Origin of the sequence: Singulisphaera photorubra, assembly GCF_045290345.1 — a bacterium.
Classification (GTDB): Bacteria; Planctomycetota; Planctomycetia; order Isosphaerales; family Isosphaeraceae; genus Singulisphaera.
On sequence record NZ_CP155447.1, the window covers coordinates 6,756,169 to 6,775,256 of the forward strand.

16 protein-coding genes are annotated in these 19,088 nt (G+C 63.7%); 6 read left to right on the forward strand and 10 right to left on the reverse strand.

The features are described from left to right. Positions 1-63 precede the first annotated feature (63 nt). The 4 genes from V5E97_RS25355 to V5E97_RS25370 all read right to left on the reverse strand — a co-directional run bounded on the left by V5E97_RS25355 (position 64) and on the right by V5E97_RS25370 (position 5,281). On the reverse strand, positions 64-1,404 hold the full coding sequence (locus V5E97_RS25355; protein ID WP_406694375.1) for a DUF1552 domain-containing protein: 1,341 nt from the start codon (positions 1,402-1,404) through the stop codon (positions 64-66). After that, on the reverse strand, positions 1,401-3,458 hold the full coding sequence (locus tag V5E97_RS25360) for a DUF1592 domain-containing protein (RefSeq protein WP_406694376.1): 2,058 nt from the start codon (positions 3,456-3,458) through the stop codon (positions 1,401-1,403). Before V5E97_RS25360 ends, V5E97_RS25355 begins: the two co-directional genes overlap by 4 nt. Positions 3,459-3,550: 92 nt before the next feature. Beyond that, complete coding sequence (locus V5E97_RS25365; protein WP_406694377.1) at positions 3,551-4,717, reverse strand: DUF1559 family PulG-like putative transporter; 1,167 nt, start codon at positions 4,715-4,717, stop codon at positions 3,551-3,553. Positions 4,718-4,804: 87 nt separating this feature from the next. Continuing rightward, positions 4,805-5,281, reverse strand: a complete 477-nt coding sequence (locus V5E97_RS25370) for a hypothetical protein (protein WP_406694379.1) — start codon at positions 5,279-5,281, stop codon at positions 4,805-4,807. Positions 5,282-5,740: 459 nt separating this feature from the next. Between V5E97_RS25370 and V5E97_RS25375 the strand changes: the two genes are divergently transcribed. Continuing rightward, entirely contained in the window at positions 5,741-6,406 is a 666-nt protein-coding gene (locus V5E97_RS25375) for a CPBP family intramembrane glutamic endopeptidase (protein ID WP_406694380.1), read from the forward strand. Positions 6,407-6,491: 85 nt separating this feature from the next. Here the strand turns inward: V5E97_RS25375 and V5E97_RS25380 are convergent, their stop codons facing one another. From V5E97_RS25380 to V5E97_RS25395, 4 genes are all read right to left on the reverse strand, one after another. Next, a complete protein-coding gene (locus V5E97_RS25380) occupies positions 6,492-6,809 on the reverse strand; it encodes a hypothetical protein (RefSeq protein WP_406694381.1) in 318 nt (105 codons plus the stop codon). 635 nt (positions 6,810-7,444) lie between these two features. Beyond that, positions 7,445-8,083 carry an HD domain-containing protein gene (locus tag V5E97_RS25385; protein WP_406694382.1) on the reverse strand — a complete coding sequence of 213 codons (639 nt, stop codon included), beginning with the start codon at positions 8,081-8,083 and terminating at the stop codon, positions 7,445-7,447. Between the two features lie 98 nt (positions 8,084-8,181). Beyond that, a complete protein-coding gene (locus tag V5E97_RS25390; protein WP_406694383.1) occupies positions 8,182-8,820 on the reverse strand; it encodes an HD domain-containing protein in 639 nt (212 codons plus the stop codon). 133 nt (positions 8,821-8,953) lie between these two features. Then, the gene (locus V5E97_RS25395) at positions 8,954-9,280 is read right to left on the reverse strand and encodes a helix-turn-helix domain-containing protein (protein WP_406694384.1); all 327 of its coding nucleotides are present in this window, start codon (positions 9,278-9,280) and stop codon (positions 8,954-8,956) included. A 514-nt stretch (positions 9,281-9,794) separates the two neighbouring features. Here V5E97_RS25395 and V5E97_RS25400 point away from each other — a divergent pair. From V5E97_RS25400 to V5E97_RS25415, 4 genes are all read left to right on the forward strand, one after another. Further along, on the forward strand, positions 9,795-9,962 hold the full coding sequence (locus V5E97_RS25400) for a hypothetical protein (protein ID WP_406694385.1): 168 nt from the start codon (positions 9,795-9,797) through the stop codon (positions 9,960-9,962). 828 nt (positions 9,963-10,790) lie between these two features. Further along, positions 10,791-11,819 carry a DUF1559 family PulG-like putative transporter gene (locus tag V5E97_RS25405; RefSeq protein ID WP_406694386.1) on the forward strand — a complete coding sequence of 343 codons (1,029 nt, stop codon included), beginning with the start codon at positions 10,791-10,793 and terminating at the stop codon, positions 11,817-11,819. Between the two features lie 131 nt (positions 11,820-11,950). After that, positions 11,951-12,385, forward strand: coding sequence for a hypothetical protein (locus V5E97_RS25410; protein WP_406694387.1), 435 nt, complete (start codon positions 11,951-11,953; stop codon positions 12,383-12,385). Positions 12,386-13,039: 654 nt separating this feature from the next. Next, positions 13,040-13,510, forward strand: a complete 471-nt coding sequence (locus V5E97_RS25415; RefSeq protein ID WP_406694388.1) for a hypothetical protein — start codon at positions 13,040-13,042, stop codon at positions 13,508-13,510. Positions 13,511-13,768: 258 nt separating this feature from the next. Here V5E97_RS25415 and V5E97_RS25420 read toward each other — a convergent pair whose 3' ends face one another. Continuing rightward, complete coding sequence (locus tag V5E97_RS25420) at positions 13,769-17,263, reverse strand: FAD-dependent oxidoreductase (RefSeq protein WP_406694389.1); 3,495 nt, start codon at positions 17,261-17,263, stop codon at positions 13,769-13,771. Between the two features lie 238 nt (positions 17,264-17,501). Here V5E97_RS25420 and V5E97_RS25425 point away from each other — a divergent pair, with 238 nt between their 5' ends. Beyond that, positions 17,502-18,215: an SDR family NAD(P)-dependent oxidoreductase gene (locus V5E97_RS25425; protein WP_406694390.1), complete on the forward strand. Its 714-nt coding sequence runs from the start codon at positions 17,502-17,504 to the stop codon at positions 18,213-18,215. A gap of 114 nt (positions 18,216-18,329) precedes the next feature. Here the strand turns inward: V5E97_RS25425 and V5E97_RS25430 are convergent, their stop codons facing one another. Continuing rightward, complete coding sequence (locus tag V5E97_RS25430) at positions 18,330-18,866, reverse strand: hypothetical protein (protein WP_406694391.1); 537 nt, start codon at positions 18,864-18,866, stop codon at positions 18,330-18,332. Positions 18,867-19,088: the final 222 nt, after the last annotated feature.

Consider the following 19,088-nt stretch of genomic DNA (forward strand, 5'->3'; position numbering starts at 1 on the left):
CGGGTTAGCTTGGCTTCCATTTTTTTTTGCAACGAAGCCAATCACCCTCTCAGTTCGGAGAGGTCAGGGGTCGACGGCCGCGAGCCTCCCCGTGCTGTCGCCGAACGACTCGACCGGGACGCCCATCCGGTCGAGCAGCGAGAGGTGCAGATTCGTCAATGGGGTCCCGTTCGGGAGGAGGACGTGACGGCCCGTCTTCAAGGTGCCATTCCCCTTGCCGGCGACCAGGATCGGCAGGTCGTCGTGGCTGTGGGCATTGCCGTCGCTGATCCCGCTCCCGTAGGCGATCATGCAATGATCCAGGAGCGTGCCGTCGCCCTCCGGGACCGCCTTGAGCCGGTCGAGCAAGTAGGCATATTGCTCGATGTGGAACCGATTGATCGTCCGGATCTTCTCGTACTTCCGGGGGTCCTTGCCATGATGTGACAGGTCGTGGTGCCCCTCGGGCACGCCGATGGCGCCGTAGCTGCGGTTGCTGCCGTCGTTGGCGAAGACGAAGGTCGCGATCCGGGTCAGATCGGCCCGGAACGCAAGGACCAACAGGTCGCTCATCAGCCGGAGGTGCTCGCGGTAGTCGCTGGGGATGCCGGCTGGGCGGGCCAAGGTGGATTGGCCGACCTCGATCACGGGCCGGGCCCGGTCGATCCGTCGTTCGATCTCGCGGACTCCGGACAGGTACTCCTCGAGCTTGCGGCGATCGGTGCCGCCGAGCTTGTCTCGGAGCTTGCGAGCGTCCTCGGCGACGAAATCGAGGAGGCTCCGGTCGCGCCTCTCTCGGCGGGCGGCGCCTGGATCGGCCTGGCCGCGGACCCGGCCGGCGAAGAGGCGTTCGAAGACGAGCCGGGGGTCGACCTCCTTGGTCGCCGGGGCCGATTCCCCTCGCCAGGAGAGGTTGACCTGATAGGCGCAACTGTAGCCATGGTCGCACTGGCCGGAGTCCCGGCCCCCCTCGCAGCCGATCTCGAGCGAGGCGAACCGGGTAGCCTGGCCCACCTTCCTGGCGGCGAGTTGGTCGACCGAGATCCCGGCGCGAAGGTCGGCCCCCCCCGTCTTGCGCGGGTGGGTGCCGGTGAGGAAGGCGGACATGGCCCGGGCGTGGTCACCACCGCCGTCGCCGTGGGCTCGGGCCTGGTCCAGCGTCAATCCGCTGAGCACGAGCAGGTCGTCTCGGACCGACCGCAACGGCTCGAGCAAAGGGGAGAGGTCGTAGTCGGGGCCGGTCGCCCGAGGGGTCCAGTCCGGCATGTGGACCCCGTTGGGCACGTAGATGAAGGCCATCCGGGTTGGGGCCTTGGTCGCCGGGGCCTGCGCCCGAGCGGGATCGGAACCCATGGCCTCCAGCAGCGGCAAGGCCACTGCCGCGCCGGCCCCTCGGAGGACCGTCCGCCTTGAGAGTGTCTTCATGATGATGGTTTCCCTCGCGACTCCGATCGATTCTGAAACGGAGGGCTTGCGACGATGGCGAGCACCAGGCTCGAGAACCGGTAACCGTCGCGTTTCAACGTCCGGGCGATTTCTTCGACGAAGCAGCGGTCAGCGAGGCCCAGGCCGCGGCCGAGCGCGTAGGTGAGCAGCTTTTCGGACAGGCATCGGGCGAATGGTTCCCGGCGGGAATTCAGGACGGCCCGCAGTCCGGCAGGCCCTCGGAACGACTCGGCTCCCGGAAGCGTCCCGGAGACGTCGAGGGGCTTGCCAGCCTCGCCGGATCGCCAGGCGCCGATGGCATCGAAGTTCTCCAGGCCAAAGCCGAGAGGGTCCATCCGGGCGTGGCACGAGGCGCACGTCGGGTTGGTGCGGTGCCGCTCCATCTGCTCCCTGATCGTCCCGGCGGGAGTGGCCCCTTCCGCTGCTTTCAGGCCCACGACTCCCTCCGGCGGCGGGGGCGGCGGCATGGCGAGGAGGTTGTCGAGGACCCACTTGCCTCGCTTAACCGGGGAAGTCCGGGTCGGGTTGGACGTGACGGTGAGCACGCTGGCGTGGGTCAAGACGCCGCCTCGATCAGTGCCGGCCAGGGAGACTCGTCGAAACCGATCGCCGACGACGCCGGGGATGCCGTAATGGCGGGCGAGCCGCTCATTGACGAAGGTGTAATCGGCGTCGAGGAACTCCAGCACGCTCTGGTCCTCACGGATGATCGCCCCGCAGAATCGCGCGGTCTCCTCGAGCATGGCCTGGCGGAGCGGTTCGTCGAAGTCGGGGAACAGCTTCGGGTCGGGCGTGACGTCCTTGAGACTTCGGGTCTGGAGCCACTGGGCGGCGAAGCCGTCCACCAAGGCCTGGGCCTTTTCGTCGCCGAGCATCCGGCGGGCCTGCTTCGCCAGGTTGTCGCCCCGTCGCAACTCACCCCGTGCGGCCAGCCGGTAAAGCTCGTCGTCGGGCATGCTGCTCCAGAGGAAGTACGAGAGGCGAGCGGCCAGCTCGAACTCGTTGACGGGGTCACTCCTTCCCGCCTCACCCGGCTCCGGTTCCGTTTCAACGAGGAACAGGAAAGAGGGCGAAATCAGGACCGCCTTGAGTGCGTATCCGACTGCCTCGTCCATGGTGTCGCCGTCCTTGCGGGCCGACTCCACGAGCGCGACCAGGCGAGTCAATTCGTCGTCGGTGGCGGGCCGGCGAAAGGCACGGTCGGCGAAGCCTCGGAGGATTTCATAGGCCCGGCGGAGGGCGAGCGCTTCCGGGTCCTCGACGATGGGGGCCGCGGGCTCGGGCCGGCCGATCCGCTTGATGGGTTCCGATCGAACAGGACGGACGAGCTTCCGGTGGACCGTGGGGATCGCGTCGAGGGGTGGATGCATGATCCTCGGCCACGCGTGAGCGGAACGAGCCGCCGCTCCGATCGCCCGGTCGGCCGCCGCCAGATACTTTTCCATCAGGATGGGGGGGATCGACAGGACGTCGCCGATGTTGTCGAAGCCATAGCCGACGTCGTCGGCCGGGAAGGCGTCGGCGAGGTGGAGGTGGAGGTGGAGTTCGCGGCCGAACAGGTCGCGGATCGTGTTGTCGTACTCGGCCCGATTGAGCCGGCGCATCGTGACTCGGCCCGGGTCGGCGTCGGGGGAGGAGCACTGGAACACTTTGGTGTCGAGCCATTCGTCGATGGCGGCCAGCTCCGCGGAGGAGGGCCTCGCTCGGCCGCTCGGAGGCATGGTCCCCGAGTGCAAGGCATCGGCGACCCGGCCCCAGGTCTCGAGGTCTTCGCGGCTAGTCGCTCGTTCGCCGAGGCCATCGAGGTCGATCCCGCCCCGCTTCGTGGCGGAATCGTGGCATTCCAGGCAATGCCGATCGAGCGCCGGGGCGACGTTCGCTTCGTACGTCGGCCCGGGTCGTGGGAGGGGCGAGGTGGCGGGCGGCGGTGCCGTCTCGACTTCATCGATGCCTGGCGAGCGCGGCGGACGACCACCGCAGCCCCAGAGTCCCGGCAGGAAGGCCAGGCCGAACAGGATCGAAACTCTCGTCATGGGAAAGTCCGGGGAATCGAAAGCGGGGCGGCCCTGTGCGAGGGAAGGCCGCCCCGGATTGGGGAAGTGATAGTGGGGCGGGACCGGTCGGCTCAGTAGCTGTCGGCGCTCAAGAGCTCGCCGCCGGCCCGGGTGACCAGGGCGGCCACGATCGGGACCGAGAGCGAATCCTTGAGGAAGTGGACCGAGCCGTCGGCGAAGAGGGCGTTTGCACCGCCCGGGTGGAACGAGTAGATCTCATTGTTGCTTGTGCAATTGATCATGCACGTGCCGCCCCGAATGCCGTTCTGGCGGCCCTGGGCGCCGGCGATGATGGAGTAGGTGAACTGGTCGGCCCAGGCCCCGCCGCCGCTGGTGACCGGCTCGATGATGCCGTCAACCAGCCGGCCGTTGACCTCGGACATGTACATCTGCCGCTTGCCGTTGTAACCGATCGGCTTGGAGCCGGACTCCGAGACGATCAGGGTATTCGACGTGCCGTCGAGGATCGAGGCGATCCGGATCTTGCCGGCGATCTGGGGGTCGACGATGGTCCCGGAGTTGATCTCCGGCGTGGCCGCCGTGATCGCGGCCGGGTTGCCCACCGTGGTGATGTAAGCCGGGCTCATACCCGCGGCGATGAGTGGCACCTGGGAGATGCCGGGGATCGGGAAGTAGTCAGTCCGACCCCAAATCTGGGTGGGGGGGGGATTCAGGTTCGTGACACTTCCGCTCCCGCCACCGCCGGCGCCCGGTGTGCAGACAGCGCCGCCACCGTTGCCGTAGGGCCCCCAATTGGCGTTGTAGTAGTTGATCGTGGCCGGAGCGGGCGACGAGGGGCAGATAAATGTGTTGATCGCGATCGAGTAAGCCGAGTTCGGGCCCGAATGCATCCCGGTGGAGGGGGGAAGGTTGGCCGTATTGAACGTCGACTGGTTGATATTGATCAAGTTATAGACGTTATTCTGCTCCAAGAAGGGCAGAATCTGAGTCAGGAACGACCCGCAGGCCGTCGGGATCGCCGCTTGCGCGTCGACATTGGTGTCGGGTTGGGCAAGCCTCGCCACGTCGGCAGGCAAGGCCCCGTAAGTGCTCTCGAAGTTCAAGGTGCCGAGGCCGATCTGCTTGATGTGGTTGATGCAATCGGTGCGCCTGGCTGACTCGCGTGCCGCCTGCACCGCGGGGAGCAAGAGCGAGATCAGGACGGCGATGATGGAGATCACCACCAGCAACTCGATCAGCGTGAAACCACGACTCTCCGACTTTCTGACAAACCTCATCGTTCACTCCATGAGGAGGGGCGTGCGGCCCCGATCCAAGTTGAGATTCCAACGATCCGGCCGACGTCGGCCGCGATACCCACGGGGTTAATCCGTGAGGTTGAATGGGGGAAGGGTGTTGCTCTCGTTCTTGACCTCGGCGTCAAGTCGGGGGTGGGCGATGTCGAAATAGCGACCTTTGAGCCGATCGTCCGCGATCAACAGACGCTTTCCCTCTCTCGCGGCGCGCTTGCCGAGCGTGCGTGCCGTATCGCGGCGATGGGTCCGCAACGGCCCCTGGCGCCACTCGACGAGCACCGCATACTGGCCAGGCGGGGCGCCTGGTCCCAGGTCGCCGGAGTCGAGCCGGAACGAGCCGTCGGACTCGACCTCACCCCGAGGGATCTGGCCATTCGATCCGGCGGCGTCCTTGGGGAAAAACGATACGGTCGCCCCGACCGCCGGCTCACCCTTGTGCAGGACCTTGCCGTAGACGGGATAGCGCCCGTTCGATTCGCCGCAACCGGCGCCGACCAAGGCCAATGCCGAGGCGGCCATCACGCCGATGGACTTCCAGTGAAACATGAGTCTCCGATGCTCCTTCTCAAACACTCGCGTCCACGCCGGATCCCCGCAGCGAAGGCGGATCCGGCGGGGCGAGCATGGGCAAAGACTCTAAGCATTTCATATGCCAGCGCGCGACGAATTGACGGATCTCCCGTACAGAAAACGACATAGGCCATCGATCCCGCCTCGGCCGTCGGCCCGCCTCGGGGTAATCAATGCAATTCGCATGCAGTGTCGTGCATATTGCAATGCCCCGTAGCCACTCGACGCCGAGGAAGTGAGAGACGCGAGTAAAGCGGGGGAGTGAGAGACGCAGAAAAGAGAGTGGGGAGTAGAATAGACATTATCACCATTTAATAATAACGACCATACTCCCCCCTTTTTTTGCACTCCGATCACCCGCCTGTTAAGTTGGGTGGTATTTGGCACTATTCCTTCGTCTGTAATTGAAATCATCGCGGTAAAATTGACACCGTCATGGAAACAGTAATCGGACGCGGCCTTATCGGTGTGCGTGCTACGACCGCAGCCATCATTGGCCTCCTCGCGGTGGCGGTCGATTTCTGGCTCGTCTGGCTGCGACGATACCCGGAAAGTATCGATGGCCGCTGGGCTGTTGCCCTCATCGCATCAGCCGCCCATCTGTGGCTCTCCGGCGGCGACCTCCCCACCCTGGGCCTAAAAGCCCCGGCCGGGGATTGGAGGAGTTGGTGTCGATCGGTCGTCGTCATCGGGTTAGCGGCGTCCCTGAGCATGGGGGCCTTGGCGATAACCTGGGTGGCGGCCGGTTGGCGATTGCCTATCGTGTCGCTCGCGCCGGGGGATGCCGGCCCGCCTTTCTTTCGGATGTGCGTATTTGCCCCACTGCTGGAAGAGACTATCTATCGGATCGCCCTCTGCGTCCCATTAGCCACCGTCGTGGGGCCGAGGTGGGCGATCGTGGCGAGTGGCGTGGTGTTCGGTCTGCTGCATGTGGCCTATGGCAACCCCAGCCCAGAGAACCTGCTGGGCGGGTTCTTCCTGGCCTGGGCGTACCTACGATGCGGGTCGGTCTGCGGCCCGATCTTGCTGCATTCGACCGGCAACCTAATTGTTTTGGCAGGTCAAATTGGCGTCTGGTACTTGTCGGGTGTTCGCCCCTAACGGGGAGCGACGTTTGGCCTGGATGCAACATCCGATAATGGCGGCAATGCAAAATTCAGACATAAACGAATGTCACAAAGACAGCCTAGAAGTTCTTTATCGGCAACGACTTGCGTAGTTCCGACCGCGGCTTGGTCATGAGCATGTACTGCTTGCCTCTTCGTTTCTTCACACGCGACTCGACTCGGCCACTACGCGACGGGTTGACGGCCAACACCGAGAGGTCCCCACCCTCGATCCCGATCAACCAACGCACCGTATCCACCAGCCCGATCCGATCCGGCCCCACTCCTTGCAGCCGAGCCGAATCCCCCATCACCGAACGCACCAGGTTGTACGCCAGCGCGAACATCGCCAACTCTTTCAACACACCATCCACCGTCTCGCATCGCATCACATCCATTTTCACAATTATTTCCCGATGTCTTAAATTGACCTATACCCGAGTGGCGTTGTAATCCACCACCAGGGTGCCGGACGCCCCTCTCTCGCTCAATAAGCTACAACTTGTTCACACATCAATCCTTTTGGGACACCTACGTAACATTTCACTATCCCCCCCATTTTTGGCCTGGCTGTCTTTTTGGCTCCGACCAGGTCAGTTCCGTGGCGTGACGCCGGCGGTGTACACGCGGAGGTGCGCTTCGCCTGCTGCCGGGTCGGGGAGCGGTGCGTCCTCATACACTAGCCGTTCCGGGCCACCCCGGGCGTGTAACCGTATCGCTCTCTCGACAACTCCTTTCTGCGCCGCTCGGCCGCGTTGATGGGTCTGGAAGTCGTTGCGGCCTCCACCCAAATGAGCGAGAACTGGGGATTTTCACCACCACAACAGGGGAAAGGAATCGGAGTCATCTCCTTTCCTTCCCGCCTGGAGGGGGGAGTTAGCGTGGCGGCGTCGATGATCGTGTTCCTCAGCATGTTCAGGTCTCGCTGGGGACCGACTTCTCGCGCCGAAAACGTCAACCAACGCGTGCCAGTGCGCGGCCGCAAAGTCCGCGGGATGCTCGGCCTCCCCGGGGCGATGAAAGAGGGGAACGCTCACTTTCCCAGCGGATTGGCGGCGATCAGGTCGCAGAAATTCGGCCGGCGGTATCCGGGTTGCGTCCTCTCCAGGATGTCCGTGTTCATGGTCCCGAACGTCGTCTCCGGCCTGTAAGCGAAACCGTCCGCAAACGCCTGGACGATCCCCCTCTTAAAGTCGACGCGCGGGTACGCGGCGAGGACGCTCGCCCGGTCTTCCGCGGAGATCTCGTCGAGCCCGTCACCGAGGACGTCGGCCTCAACGCCGCCGGTGACCAGCGCGATCTCCGGCCGCTTGTGCCAGGGGATCTCCGGGGTTGTGTGCAGGGCGATCGCGTCCCACACCAGACCGGCCGACTCGTCGTCGACTCCATTAGTCCGCAGGAAGTCGCGGGCCGCGTTGGCGCCGTCGACCTCGAACCGATGGTCCCGGCTCCGGTAGTTCGGGGTGAGCCCGAAGTCGTGGAACACGGCCCCGACGTAGAGCAGTTCGTGATCGACCTGCATCCCTCGCTGGCGGCCTCGGAGCGCCCCAAAGAGGAAGACCCTGAGCGAGTGGGCGAACAACAAGGGCGTGCCGTGCTCCCGGAGCAAGTCGGTCGCCTCGCGGGCGAGCTTGCTGTCGGGGATTCGAATGCCAGCGATGATTTCCGACATGAGCAACCTCCGTTTCAGTGAACCTGGATGGCTTCGAAGAGAATCCACGTCTAACGTTCGGTATCGCCGGACCGGGTCGTGATTCCCCCCGGCATCGGTCATCCTCCCAGCGGGTTGCCAGCGATCAGGTCGCAGAAGTTCGGCCGGCGGTAGCCGGGCAGCGTCCGTTCCAGCACGTCGGCGTTCATCGTCCCGAATGCGGTCGCGGGCTTGGAGGCGCAGCCTTCGCTGAACGCCCGGATGATCCCCTGCTCGAAGTCGACGCGCGGGTACGCGGCGAGGACGGCATCCCGGTCGCCGGTCGGGATCTCGTCGAGCCCGACGCCGACGACATCCGCCGCGGCCCCACCGTTGAGGAGCGCGATCTCCGGCCGCTTGTGCCACGGGATCTCCCGAGTCGTGTGCAATGCGACCGCGTCCCACACCAGTTCGGCCGTCGGTTCGTCGATGCCGTTGGCCCGCAGGAAGTCCCGGGCCGCATTCGCCCCATCGACCTCGAACCGGTGGTCCGGGCTGCGGTACTTCGCGGTCAGGCCCAGGTCGTGGAACACGGCCCCGAGATACAGCAGCTCGTGATCGACCGCCCAGCCCCGGTGGCGGCCCTGGATCGCCCCGAACAGGTAAACCCTCAGGGAGTGGGCGAGGAGCAACGGCGTGCCGTGCTCACGCAGCAGGTCGGTCGCTTCCCGGGCCAGCCTGCTGTCGGGGATTCGGATCCCCGCGATGACTTCAGCCATGATTCAACTCCAAAACGGGATCAACGACGAAATGTGATCGGAGACGAACGCGTCACGTGGTGGACGCCAAAGGACAGCTAATATCGCTAACATCTGTGCATCATCAAGAATCAACCCACGCCGGGCGGTACAGCTATCGGACCAGCTCCGAGAGGAACCGGCTGCGATACTCGCTGGGCGTGACGCGCAGGAACGACCGTCGCATCGAGTCGGCTCCGCCGAACCCGCAGTTGCGGGCGACCCGGTCCAGTCCGGCCTCCGACTCCTCCAAGAGCCGACGGGCAGCCTCGATCCGCACCCGCTCAACGAACCGCGCCGGGGTCTGGCCCACCTCGTCGGGGAAGACTCGCGCGAAGTTCCTCGGGCTCATGTGGACCCGCGCCGCGAGGGCTTCGACCGAGAGCACGACAACTCTCAGGCCGCCCTGGACCCTCCCTACGGTCTGTCGTTTACGCGCCACGCCCACGGGCTCCCTCCACTTGTAGTCAACGAAGCCTTCACGACCGACCGGCCCTCGTCGCGAGACCAGGGCGAGGTCTCAATCGCGGCCCACATCAGCATTTTATCCGCCCGGGGCTTGAACCAAATGACATGTATCCGACAAATCCTGCCAGATTGCCCCGGCCCCGATCCTGCTATCGGCGTTCAAGATAACCACCAAATTCAAGACATCACCAACCTCAACAGCTATCAACACATGCTATACCCCCCCACTTTTTGCACCCCCGATGCCCGAATGGCACTTGAATGGGTCAATGATCGGAGCACGCCAGTCACCCGACAGTGGGGCTTATTGGGCGTTGCGAAGGGTTTGCTCTCTCAAGTCGATGGGCCAAGCATGCAACTTGATAACCGATAGGATTCGTGATGGATGTCAGGATAGGATGCAGGCTGGCGGAAAGACGCCCGTCACCGGAAGTTAGCTCGGCGCAGTTTGGGCAGTATTCCGTTACTCGCCATAAACGAGTGCAGAATTGGGGAGGATCCGCACCGCCAGGCTCGGTGACGAGTACCAATCCTACTACACCGTCGCTGCGACCGCCGGCAAGGAGACCGACAGCATCGCCGCACGCCTGGTCGCGGAAGCGGTCAAACCAATAAGGCGGAAATCCAAGCGGCGGCCGACAGGTTGTTCAGTCTAGCCGCATGACATACATCAGGTCCCGGAAACTGCAGCGGCCCGCAATGCCTGACAAAAGCCAATTAATCACGCATGGAGTCATGTGCCATCCGATAGCAAGTTGAACGCACGGGCCCTGATCCTTGATACGGACTTACCCTCAAGGTACGTGCGATCATCTTGGGTTCAAGCATGAGCAAGATGAGATAGTCCAAATGGCGAGCACATCGACATCCTAAATAAGAATCTTTATTTGGCTTTTTTTTCTTGACTGGCTCTCCGCTCTGGACCATTCTTACCCAGGCACCCGCTTGAGTCGCACAAGTATTCAACACACCAGCAATATCATCGAATCCATCAGGGTTTGATCATCGCGTTCGTTGCTTCGTCGCGGAGTCTCGGCTGAATTCATTGGGCAGCGTCCTAAAAGAGTCGGGGCTAGATTCTTGCTAACCGACTGGTTCAACCCGAGTTTCATGATCGCCTGAGCAAAGCGCAGCGGGCACCGAAGAGCCCGTTTCGTAACCGTAGCTGGCTGCGCTTTGCTCCAACGAGTCATTTCATGCCACCTCAAACGGGGCTTTGAAGAAATTCGTTAGGGGGGAGTTCATAAACTCTCGGCAGCATTCCCACGTTTTTACAGGGTCATGGGTTGCCAACACCGGCTTCGATAATAGACAGACGAAGACGTCCAACGGGTTTAAGAAGAAGCAATCATTCGACGAAAAGAGCCACCGCTCGCAGAGGGAGCGAGTTCTCCAGGGGAGTCGTCATGCCACTCCCCATCAAGCGAACGCGGCAAGATGCACCGTCCCGACTGTTCCGATTCTTACTTTCGGGGAGAAGCTTCATGTCCACGCGACGTCGAGCCTTCACGCTCATCGAGCTCCTGGTTGTGATCGCGATTATCGCGGTTCTGATCGCCTTACTCCTGCCGGCCGTCCAATCGGCAAGAGAGGCGGCGCGTCGAGCCCAATGCGGCAACAACATGAAACAGATGGCGCTTGGCGCCATGAACTACGAGACGAGCAACGGTAGCCTTATGGCGGCCAGCAGCGGCCACATGCTCGGACAACAGCTCTACGGAATCGAGCCCGGCTCCGGTGTCGACTGGAAAGATCCGGGAGGAACTGGCGCGGGAGCTTGCTGTCCGTGGGGACATCGCGGCTGGCCACTTGCCATCCTTCCCTATATGGAGCAAACACCCCTCTACAACGCTTTCAACATGGTCTTTCCCGCCTATGCGTTTTCAATTCTGGAGAGTTCGAATCAGAACGCCACGCAGGCCGACTACATCCAGCGCGGGACGCAAATGAAGTACCCGCAAAACTCCACGGTATCCTTAGCGACTCCCAATTCATTCCTCTGCCCATCCGCTCCTCGCTCATTGCTCTCTCCACGACCGATCGAGCAGAAAGACTACGCCATCAATGGCGGCAGCGGCAAGGAATGCTGCGTCGAACGTGCCAACGACCCCGGGACCACCGGTGGGAAGAACGACGGCCTCGGCTCTGTGAACTACTACCCGCAACTGCGGGATATTCTCGACGGGACCAGTAACACGTTCCTGTTCCTGGAGAAAGCGAACTACACGGGCCAGAGTTGGCTCTTCAAGAACACGGGCTCAAACCACTTCATCTTCGTCCATCACCCCGCGCAGGGATACGTCATCGCCTGGCTGTCCTCCACCGGCGTGCCGACCCCACCGAACACCACCTACTGGAATACTCGCGCGGCGGGCAGCGCCCATCCGGGTGGAGTGAACGTGGCACTGACCGACGGCAGCATGCGATTCATCAAGAACAGCATCAACTTTAGTGTCTACACGGCCCTCTTCACTCGAGCCAAGGGCGAGGTGATCTCGAGCGACGCCTACTGACTTGAATCGCTGTCATTCCATGCGAAGGCCCAACGGGTTGGCCCAACGGCCAACCGGGCCATTGAGCCAACTCAGCCCTCTCCCACCGTCTTGCTTACGGTCCTTCTCCCCACCCAAATTCAGGACCTGACATGCGACGATCTTCACGAATCAATCCGCGTCTCCTTTCGACTCCGCTCCTGATACTCGGCATTGCAGGGTGCCAGGACGATGGTCCCGCCATCGCCCCGGTGACCGGCACGGTGACCTATCGTGGCAAAGCGGTTCCCAACCTGACCATTAACTTCATCCCCACCAACGGGCGGCCAAGTTGGGGGATGACCGATTCGAGTGGATATTATTATCTCCATTGGGACGAGGACCACGATGGCGCGGAAGTCGGCCCGCACCAGGTGAGCGTGGCATTCGTCCCCGGCTCTCAAGGGGCCGAAAGCGGCCGGACCAAGACCCCACCGGCCTCCCCGGCTGAGCAGACCGCGATCATCAGTAAATATGGGATCGAGAAGTCGCCGTTGACCTTTGAAGTCAAATCCGGCAGCCAGACGATCGACCTAAAGCTCGACTGAGAAAGTCGACTCGTCCCTTGATTGCGTTGCGCGAACCTTCTTCACTCCGCTGAATTCCAGACCATGAATCGAGCGATTCACCAAAGAGTTGCACATCGCAGAAAAAGCGGGTCCGGAAGTCAAGGAACTCACACTCCGAGCTCGCGGAAAAGAAAGGGGGATACAGCGATTATCGACAGTTGTCGATAATCGCTGTGTTCCGAATGCGGGCGCCCCACTCCGGTTCATCCGTCCCGGAGACGTAACGGCGGATCTTCACCATCCGTACCGAATTATCGTCGAGCCAGGCCATGATGTCGTGGAACCTAGCCAGATATTCCTCGGGCCTCATTGTTGCTCATAGCAGGATGGTAATGGAATGACTCCCCTCGTCCGGCGATCAGTGATAATCGTCGTCTCGGGCAGATCATCCGGGGATCGCGCGGCATTTTAGAATGTACGGGGGCGATCCCGAAAGCGGACGCGCAATACCGGAGGGAGGGGACGTCGTGGCGAGGGGCGAGTGTCCCCCCGCTAGCTCCGACCCGCAGCATCCGGCTCCTCGGTCTCCCCATGCATCGGCCTTCCGAGGCGGAACGCGCAAAACATAAACGCATCAGAATTCCATCAAAATTGCCTAGAAACTTTTTATCAACGAGTAACGAAATTGGGATATTGCGACCATCGACAGTTGCCGATGGTCGCAATGTCCCCCTTTCACTCGACGCGACGCTCCGCAACGTTCTGTTCGATCCCGTGACCGGCGAGGCTCGCTGGTTCAACTTCGACACGGCCCACGACCCGGGCCTTGCCCCGGCCTGGCACCACGGCGACGACCTGCGGGCCCTGGTCTACTCGGCCGTCGAGTTGTTCGCCGATGTGCCCGTCGCGTTGCTGCTCCTCACCGTCCGGGATGCCTATGCCGACCCGGGCCCCTGGGAGCAGCTCCGCGACCGGCTCGCCCGGGGGACACTGCACCGATCGCCTCTGCACTTCGCCCAGGCGTGTCCGCCCGATCGGCGGAGGCGCGAGCTGGAATCGCTCTTGCTGCGAGGAGATTGGCCGTGCGGATCGCTGATGAAAGATACTGAGGTCGGTCGATCGGATAACAAGCCGTTGAATCCTGGCCCGAGCGGACTTCCGTAGCCCACACACGAAGGCCGGACGCAAGGGCGCATCGCCCCCAACATGACCGTGACACCGTAGAGTTGGCGGCCCGGAAACACGAGATGGCCCCCGGCGGAATTTCCCATGTCCGAGTACGAGCCGCCAGGTTGGAGCACACGTGGACGCCAATCGATTCGGTTCACTACATATGTTTTTTTCTCGCAAAACACATGAAACCGGAAATGACACAGACTCCCTCCACGGGGGCACGGCCGCGAGCGGATCCTTGATCCAAATTTATCGAGATTTCCGCACTGCTGCGTTGCTTCCCTGCTTCGAGTTTGCTGCGGGCGGCCAGTCGAGTACCTGGTCGTCAGCCAGCAGCCGGGTACGCAGGTCGTCGTAGGGGAGATCTTGAACGCGGACGTCCTGGTCGATTGCCAGGCAGGCGGCGGTGGCAGCCGACTGGCTCAGGACCATGAACACCGGCTCCATCCGGATCGAGGCGAACGCCACGTGGCTGGCCGAGAGGCAGAACGTCACGAACAGGTTCTCGCACTCCGCCGCCTTCGGGACGAGGCTCGCGTAGGCGATCGGGTAGGGCCGCGGGACGGGGCCGCCGTTGCTTCCCTCGTTGACCGGCTGCCCCTCGTGGACGATGCGCCTGACGGCGTGGATGTCGATGCCGTAGGCGGCCAGGCCCGCCGGGTTCGAGGCGACGGCCTTGCCCTGGCAGTGGTGCTGCGTCATCACGAAGTCGGAGACCATCCGCCGCGCCTCGCGCACGTAAAGCTGATGGGGCCAGCCGCCGTCGCGGATGAACTCGTCCTTGCACAGGCCGAACGCCTGCATCTGCCGGCGGACGTTTTCGGGCACCCTCGGGCTCGTCGCCAGGAAGTGGAAAAAGCCGCGGAGGTAGTCTTCGTGCCGTTGGGCGATCGCCTCGCGCTCGGTGAAGCTGGCCTCGGGGTAGTTCGAGGCACCGCCGATATAGTCGGTCGAGATCGGCCAGCGGTTGTTGAAGTCGAACTTGCCGTTGGGCAGCGGGTCGTACTTGCAGAAGCTCGACAGCTCCAGCGTTTCGCCCCGCGCCGCTCGCGCCTCGATCCAGCGGGCGAGCAGTTCGTAAGCGGCCGGGTCATAGTCGGCCGACGGCACCAGCGGCAACCGGTTGGCTTCGCGGTCGGTGAGGCAGACGCGATAGTTGTACGATTGGATCAGGCGGTCCGCCGTCCCCGGCTCGCCCAACGTCCCCGGCTGGAGCAGCAGCGGGAGCAAGCCACTGGCGGGGTCGCCGGGCACGACGTACGGGTCGAGCCGCACCGCAAACTTGCCGGCCCGCGGGTTGGTCGCGGGTCCTTGCTGGCCGTTGAGCGTCTCGCCGTACTGGGCGTTCGCCTCGCGTCCCAAGGTGTAAGCGACACCGGCCCGGGCCATCAGGTCGCCTTCGTAGGTCGTGTCGAGGAACATCGAGGCGCGGCAGACCGTGCCGTCCTCCATCACGACCGCGCGGACACGCTTTCCTTGTTTCTCGACCGTTGCGATCCGCTGGTGGAGGAGGACCGTTACGCCGGCCTCCTTCACCCAGTCGTCGAAGACTCGCTCGGCGACGTGCGGCTCCAGCGTGAACTCCTCGTCGCGGCCATAGTGCCGACCGACGCGGCGGTAGAACTCGCGTGCCAGGCCGCCGATCTCTGCCTTGCCGGTCTTGCCACCGAAGTCGGTCCAGCCCAGGCCCCCCGAGCTCATCCCCCCCAGGTGCCCGCCGGGCTCAGCCAGGACGACCCGCTTGCCCATCCGCGCCGCCTGCACGGCGGCCACGACGCCCCCCGAGGTGCCGCCATAGACACACACGTCGGCAGTGACGACCCGCGGCCCCTCGCGTTCCGCCAGTGCGAACAGCCGCACAGCGGCCTCGCCCCGGGTGAGCCGGCCGTCGGCCGCGAGCGTGCGCCGTGCCTCCTTCGCCGCGGCTTCGTCGAGTGGCACGATCCAGCGCCGGAGCAGTGCCTCATCCACGGGCCGGTCGGGCTCGAATGCATGACCGGGGAACGCCTCGTAGTACTGGCTCTCGATGTTCCGGCCGCGACGGCCCGGCTCTGTGCCCGCGAGCGCCAGCCCGTGCAGTCCGCCCCGTGCGCCGATCCACTGCACGGCCGCGAACCAGGGCGAACCGGGGGGCACGTCCGCAACGTAGATCGTGCCCGCGTCTTCCGAGTGGAGCAGACGCTGCACCCGCGGCACCGGCACCGCGGCGACCGCGACCGGCCCCTCCCCCTGCCCCTGCTCAGCAATCGCGATCCGGGCCGCGACCCCGGCGGCCTGGCCCAGCGCCATCCAGATCGGCTCCAGCCGCAACGCACAGAAGCCGACGTGCGACGCCGAGCACGCGACGGGCACCAGCAGGTTGTCGCGTTCGCGGGGCACGAGCACGCCATAGGGGATCTGGTAGGGGGCAACTCGCTTGTAGAACTCGCCTACATGACGCCCCCCGAATCGCGGTCCCTCGTGCGCCGTGCCGTGGCAGTTCGGGCCGTAGTCACCCGCCGCGATTGCGTCGCCCTGGAAGACCGAGCGCGCATCGCCCGGGGCAGCGTCGGTGTCCCGCTCGACAAAGACCCGCGTTCCCACCATCCGCCGCGCCTCGCGGACATAGAGTTGCCAGGGGAGATGGCCGTTGTCGGTGAACTCGTCGCGGCACCACCCCCAGGCACGCGCCTCGTCGCGGAGCTTCTCGGGCACCGCCGGGTCGTTCTGGAGGAACCAGAGGAGGCCGACGCTCGACCGGAGGTGCGCGGCGAAGACGCTCGCCCGCGCCGAGGCGTCTCCTTCGGGCCAATCGCGGTTCTCGCCCGGCAGCGACAGCCGGACGATCCCACCGGAGACGTCGTTGATGTCGTACTTGCCATTCGGCAGCGCGGGGATGTGCGCTTTGAACACGCACCCGGTGGGGTAGCCGAAGATCGCTCTAATCCGAGCCTTCCCGCCTTCGCCCCCGTCCTCCAACAGCGGCAGGATTGCGGCGAAGTCCTCGCGCCGGTAGCCCTCCGGTTGTTCCACCGCCACACGGAGCGCGGGGTCCCGCGTCATGACCAGGCGGAAGTTGTACGCCTGCAACTGCGAGTCGGCCTGCTCGGGGGCGAGCGGCTCCTGGTACTCGCCGCGTGCCTCTCTTCCGACGCGGTACTTGACGCCCGACCGGGCCATCAGGTCACCTTCGTACGTCGCATCAACGAAGACACGCGCTGTGAACTCTTCGTGCGTACGGCCGTCCGCGCTCGTGAAAGCGACACGCATGATGGTCCGGCAAGTCTCGGCCGTTTCCCCCAGTTGCAACGAGGCAAGCCGGAGCCCCTTGAATACCGTCAGGCTCGGCTGCTCCGCCAGCATCTGTTCGAAGACCCGCTCATTGACGTGTGGCTCCGCCTGCGTACCCCGCCGGCAGGCTCGCACCTGCTCCGACTCTGCCCCGTAGGCCTGCCGGTAATGCGCCTCGACGCGGCGGGCGAAGTCGAGAAAGAGGCCGCCCAGCCCCTCGTAGGTGCGAAAGTCGGTGTGCGACAGTCCGCTCGTTGTGAGGCCGCCCACATGCCGCGTCGGCTCCACGAGGACAACCCTGGCCCCGTCGCCGCTCGCCGCAATCGCGGCCGCGATGCCACCGGGCGTGCCGCCATAGACCAGGACATCGCAACGTGATAATGCCGGCGCGGGTGCAGCCTCGACCGCGGCGGGCACAAGGAGCACAAGGAGTGTGCCGAAGATGGCCATCGTCAAAGGGGGAGACTCCCTCATGCACGGCTCCCGATGTACGACCCGAGACGAACCTGTTCGAGAAAACGCAAGTCTACAAGACCCAACTGCCCAAAGTAAGATGCGGGACCGATTTGGACCGAAGCTTTCAAAGCAGTTTTGTATCGGCGATCATGTTTCGTGAACAGCACATCCCATGTTTTAAGAGGAGGTGTCCTGGAATCGTGTGTGGGCCGCAACCGCACCACCGGGACTCGGTCTCAGAGAAAGGAGGTTCGTTATGAGTTCGACCCACAAAGTCGCCGTCATCACCGGCGCATCGCAGGGGATCGGGGCGCAGCTCGTCCGCGGGTTCCTCGATCGTGGCTTCCGTGTTGTGGCTAACTCGCGGTCCATCGAGGTCGTCGCCTCGGCGGACCTGCTGGGCATCGCCGGCGACATCGCCGATCCGGCGGTCGCGGACCGGGTGATCGGCGAAGCGGTCGAGGCGTTCGGCCGAGTCGACACGCTGGTCAATAACGCCGGGATCTTCATCGGTAAGCCGTTCACCGATTACACCGAAGGCGACTTCGCCGCCAAGATCTCGGTGAACCTGGCCGGGTTCTTCCACATCACGCAACGGGCCGTCCGGCAGATGCTCACGCAGGGCGGCGGACACATCGTGAACATGACGACGACGCTCGTGGATCAGCCCGTAAAGGGGCTGCCGTCAGCGCTGGCGTCGCTCACCAAGGGGGGCCTGGACGCCGTGACGAGGTCGCTGGCAATCGAGTACGCTGACAAGGGCATCCGCGTCAACGCGGTAGCGCCAGGCGTCATCAGGACGCCCATGCACAAGCCCGAGTCACTGGCCTCCCTCGCCGCAATGCATCCGCTGGGGCGATTGGGCGAGGTCCAGGAGATCGTCGATGCGGTGCTGTATCTGGAGTCGGCCACATTCGTAACCGGCGAGACCCTGCACGTCGACGGCGGCGCGCACGCCGGCCACTGGTGACGCCGAGGTGAGCGTGGCACAAGGCTGCGCGCCGACCGAACCGGTGGACGCGACAGCCTCGGCAGAGCCCAACGCGTTCACCGGCCGTTCGGTCTTGTTGCTCGGACGCTTCTGCTATTTTTTACGAACGAGTTTCTGTCCGCAGCACATCTCCTTGGAGGGGGCGCCGCCGTCCCAGCCGACCCCGTTCACTTCAATGTGGTCGGCGTCGACAATCGTGAGCGTAGCCTCGTGCATGTGCTTATCCTTCGCCGGGTCCAGGTTGGAACCGCCGGCAAACTGAAAGCGGATCTGGTCGGCCGCCGACTTCCGATCAGCCTTCATGCGCGGTTGGTTGCCCAGCACGCAATAATGGGTCATGACGAGGTCGGGCCCGTCGACGTAGTAGATCGAGACCATCTCGTGCGGTTGACCGGGGAAGTGCGTCTCGTGCACCACGCTGCCGCCCGCGATCACCTTGACAATTGACATAACTTGATCGGTCGGTTTGCCGTCGTCATCTGTGGCCAGCCAGGTGCCTGCCAGCTTCTTCATCTTCTCGAGATCGGAATTGGCGGTCACCGGCGGCTGTTGGACGGTCTTCTCGTCGCCATAGGCCGCAAGCTGAAGGGCAAGGAGCAGCGCGGGGCAAACAAGCAGTCGTCGGGTCATTTGGGTTCTCCTTCAGAAAAAGAGTCCAGGCCGGGGTTGCTCGCAACCCCCGATCTCACGTCACAAGTTGGTCGAACGAGAATGGGCCCGATCGACACGCGGTCAAAAAAATTTCCGGTCCTTTCACCCGCTCTGTATTTGCGAAGGTGGCGCACCTCCAAAAGTCTTCCGCGAAGGAAATCACGTCCCCGACTGCTCGAGACACTTGAATTTATTTGTCCG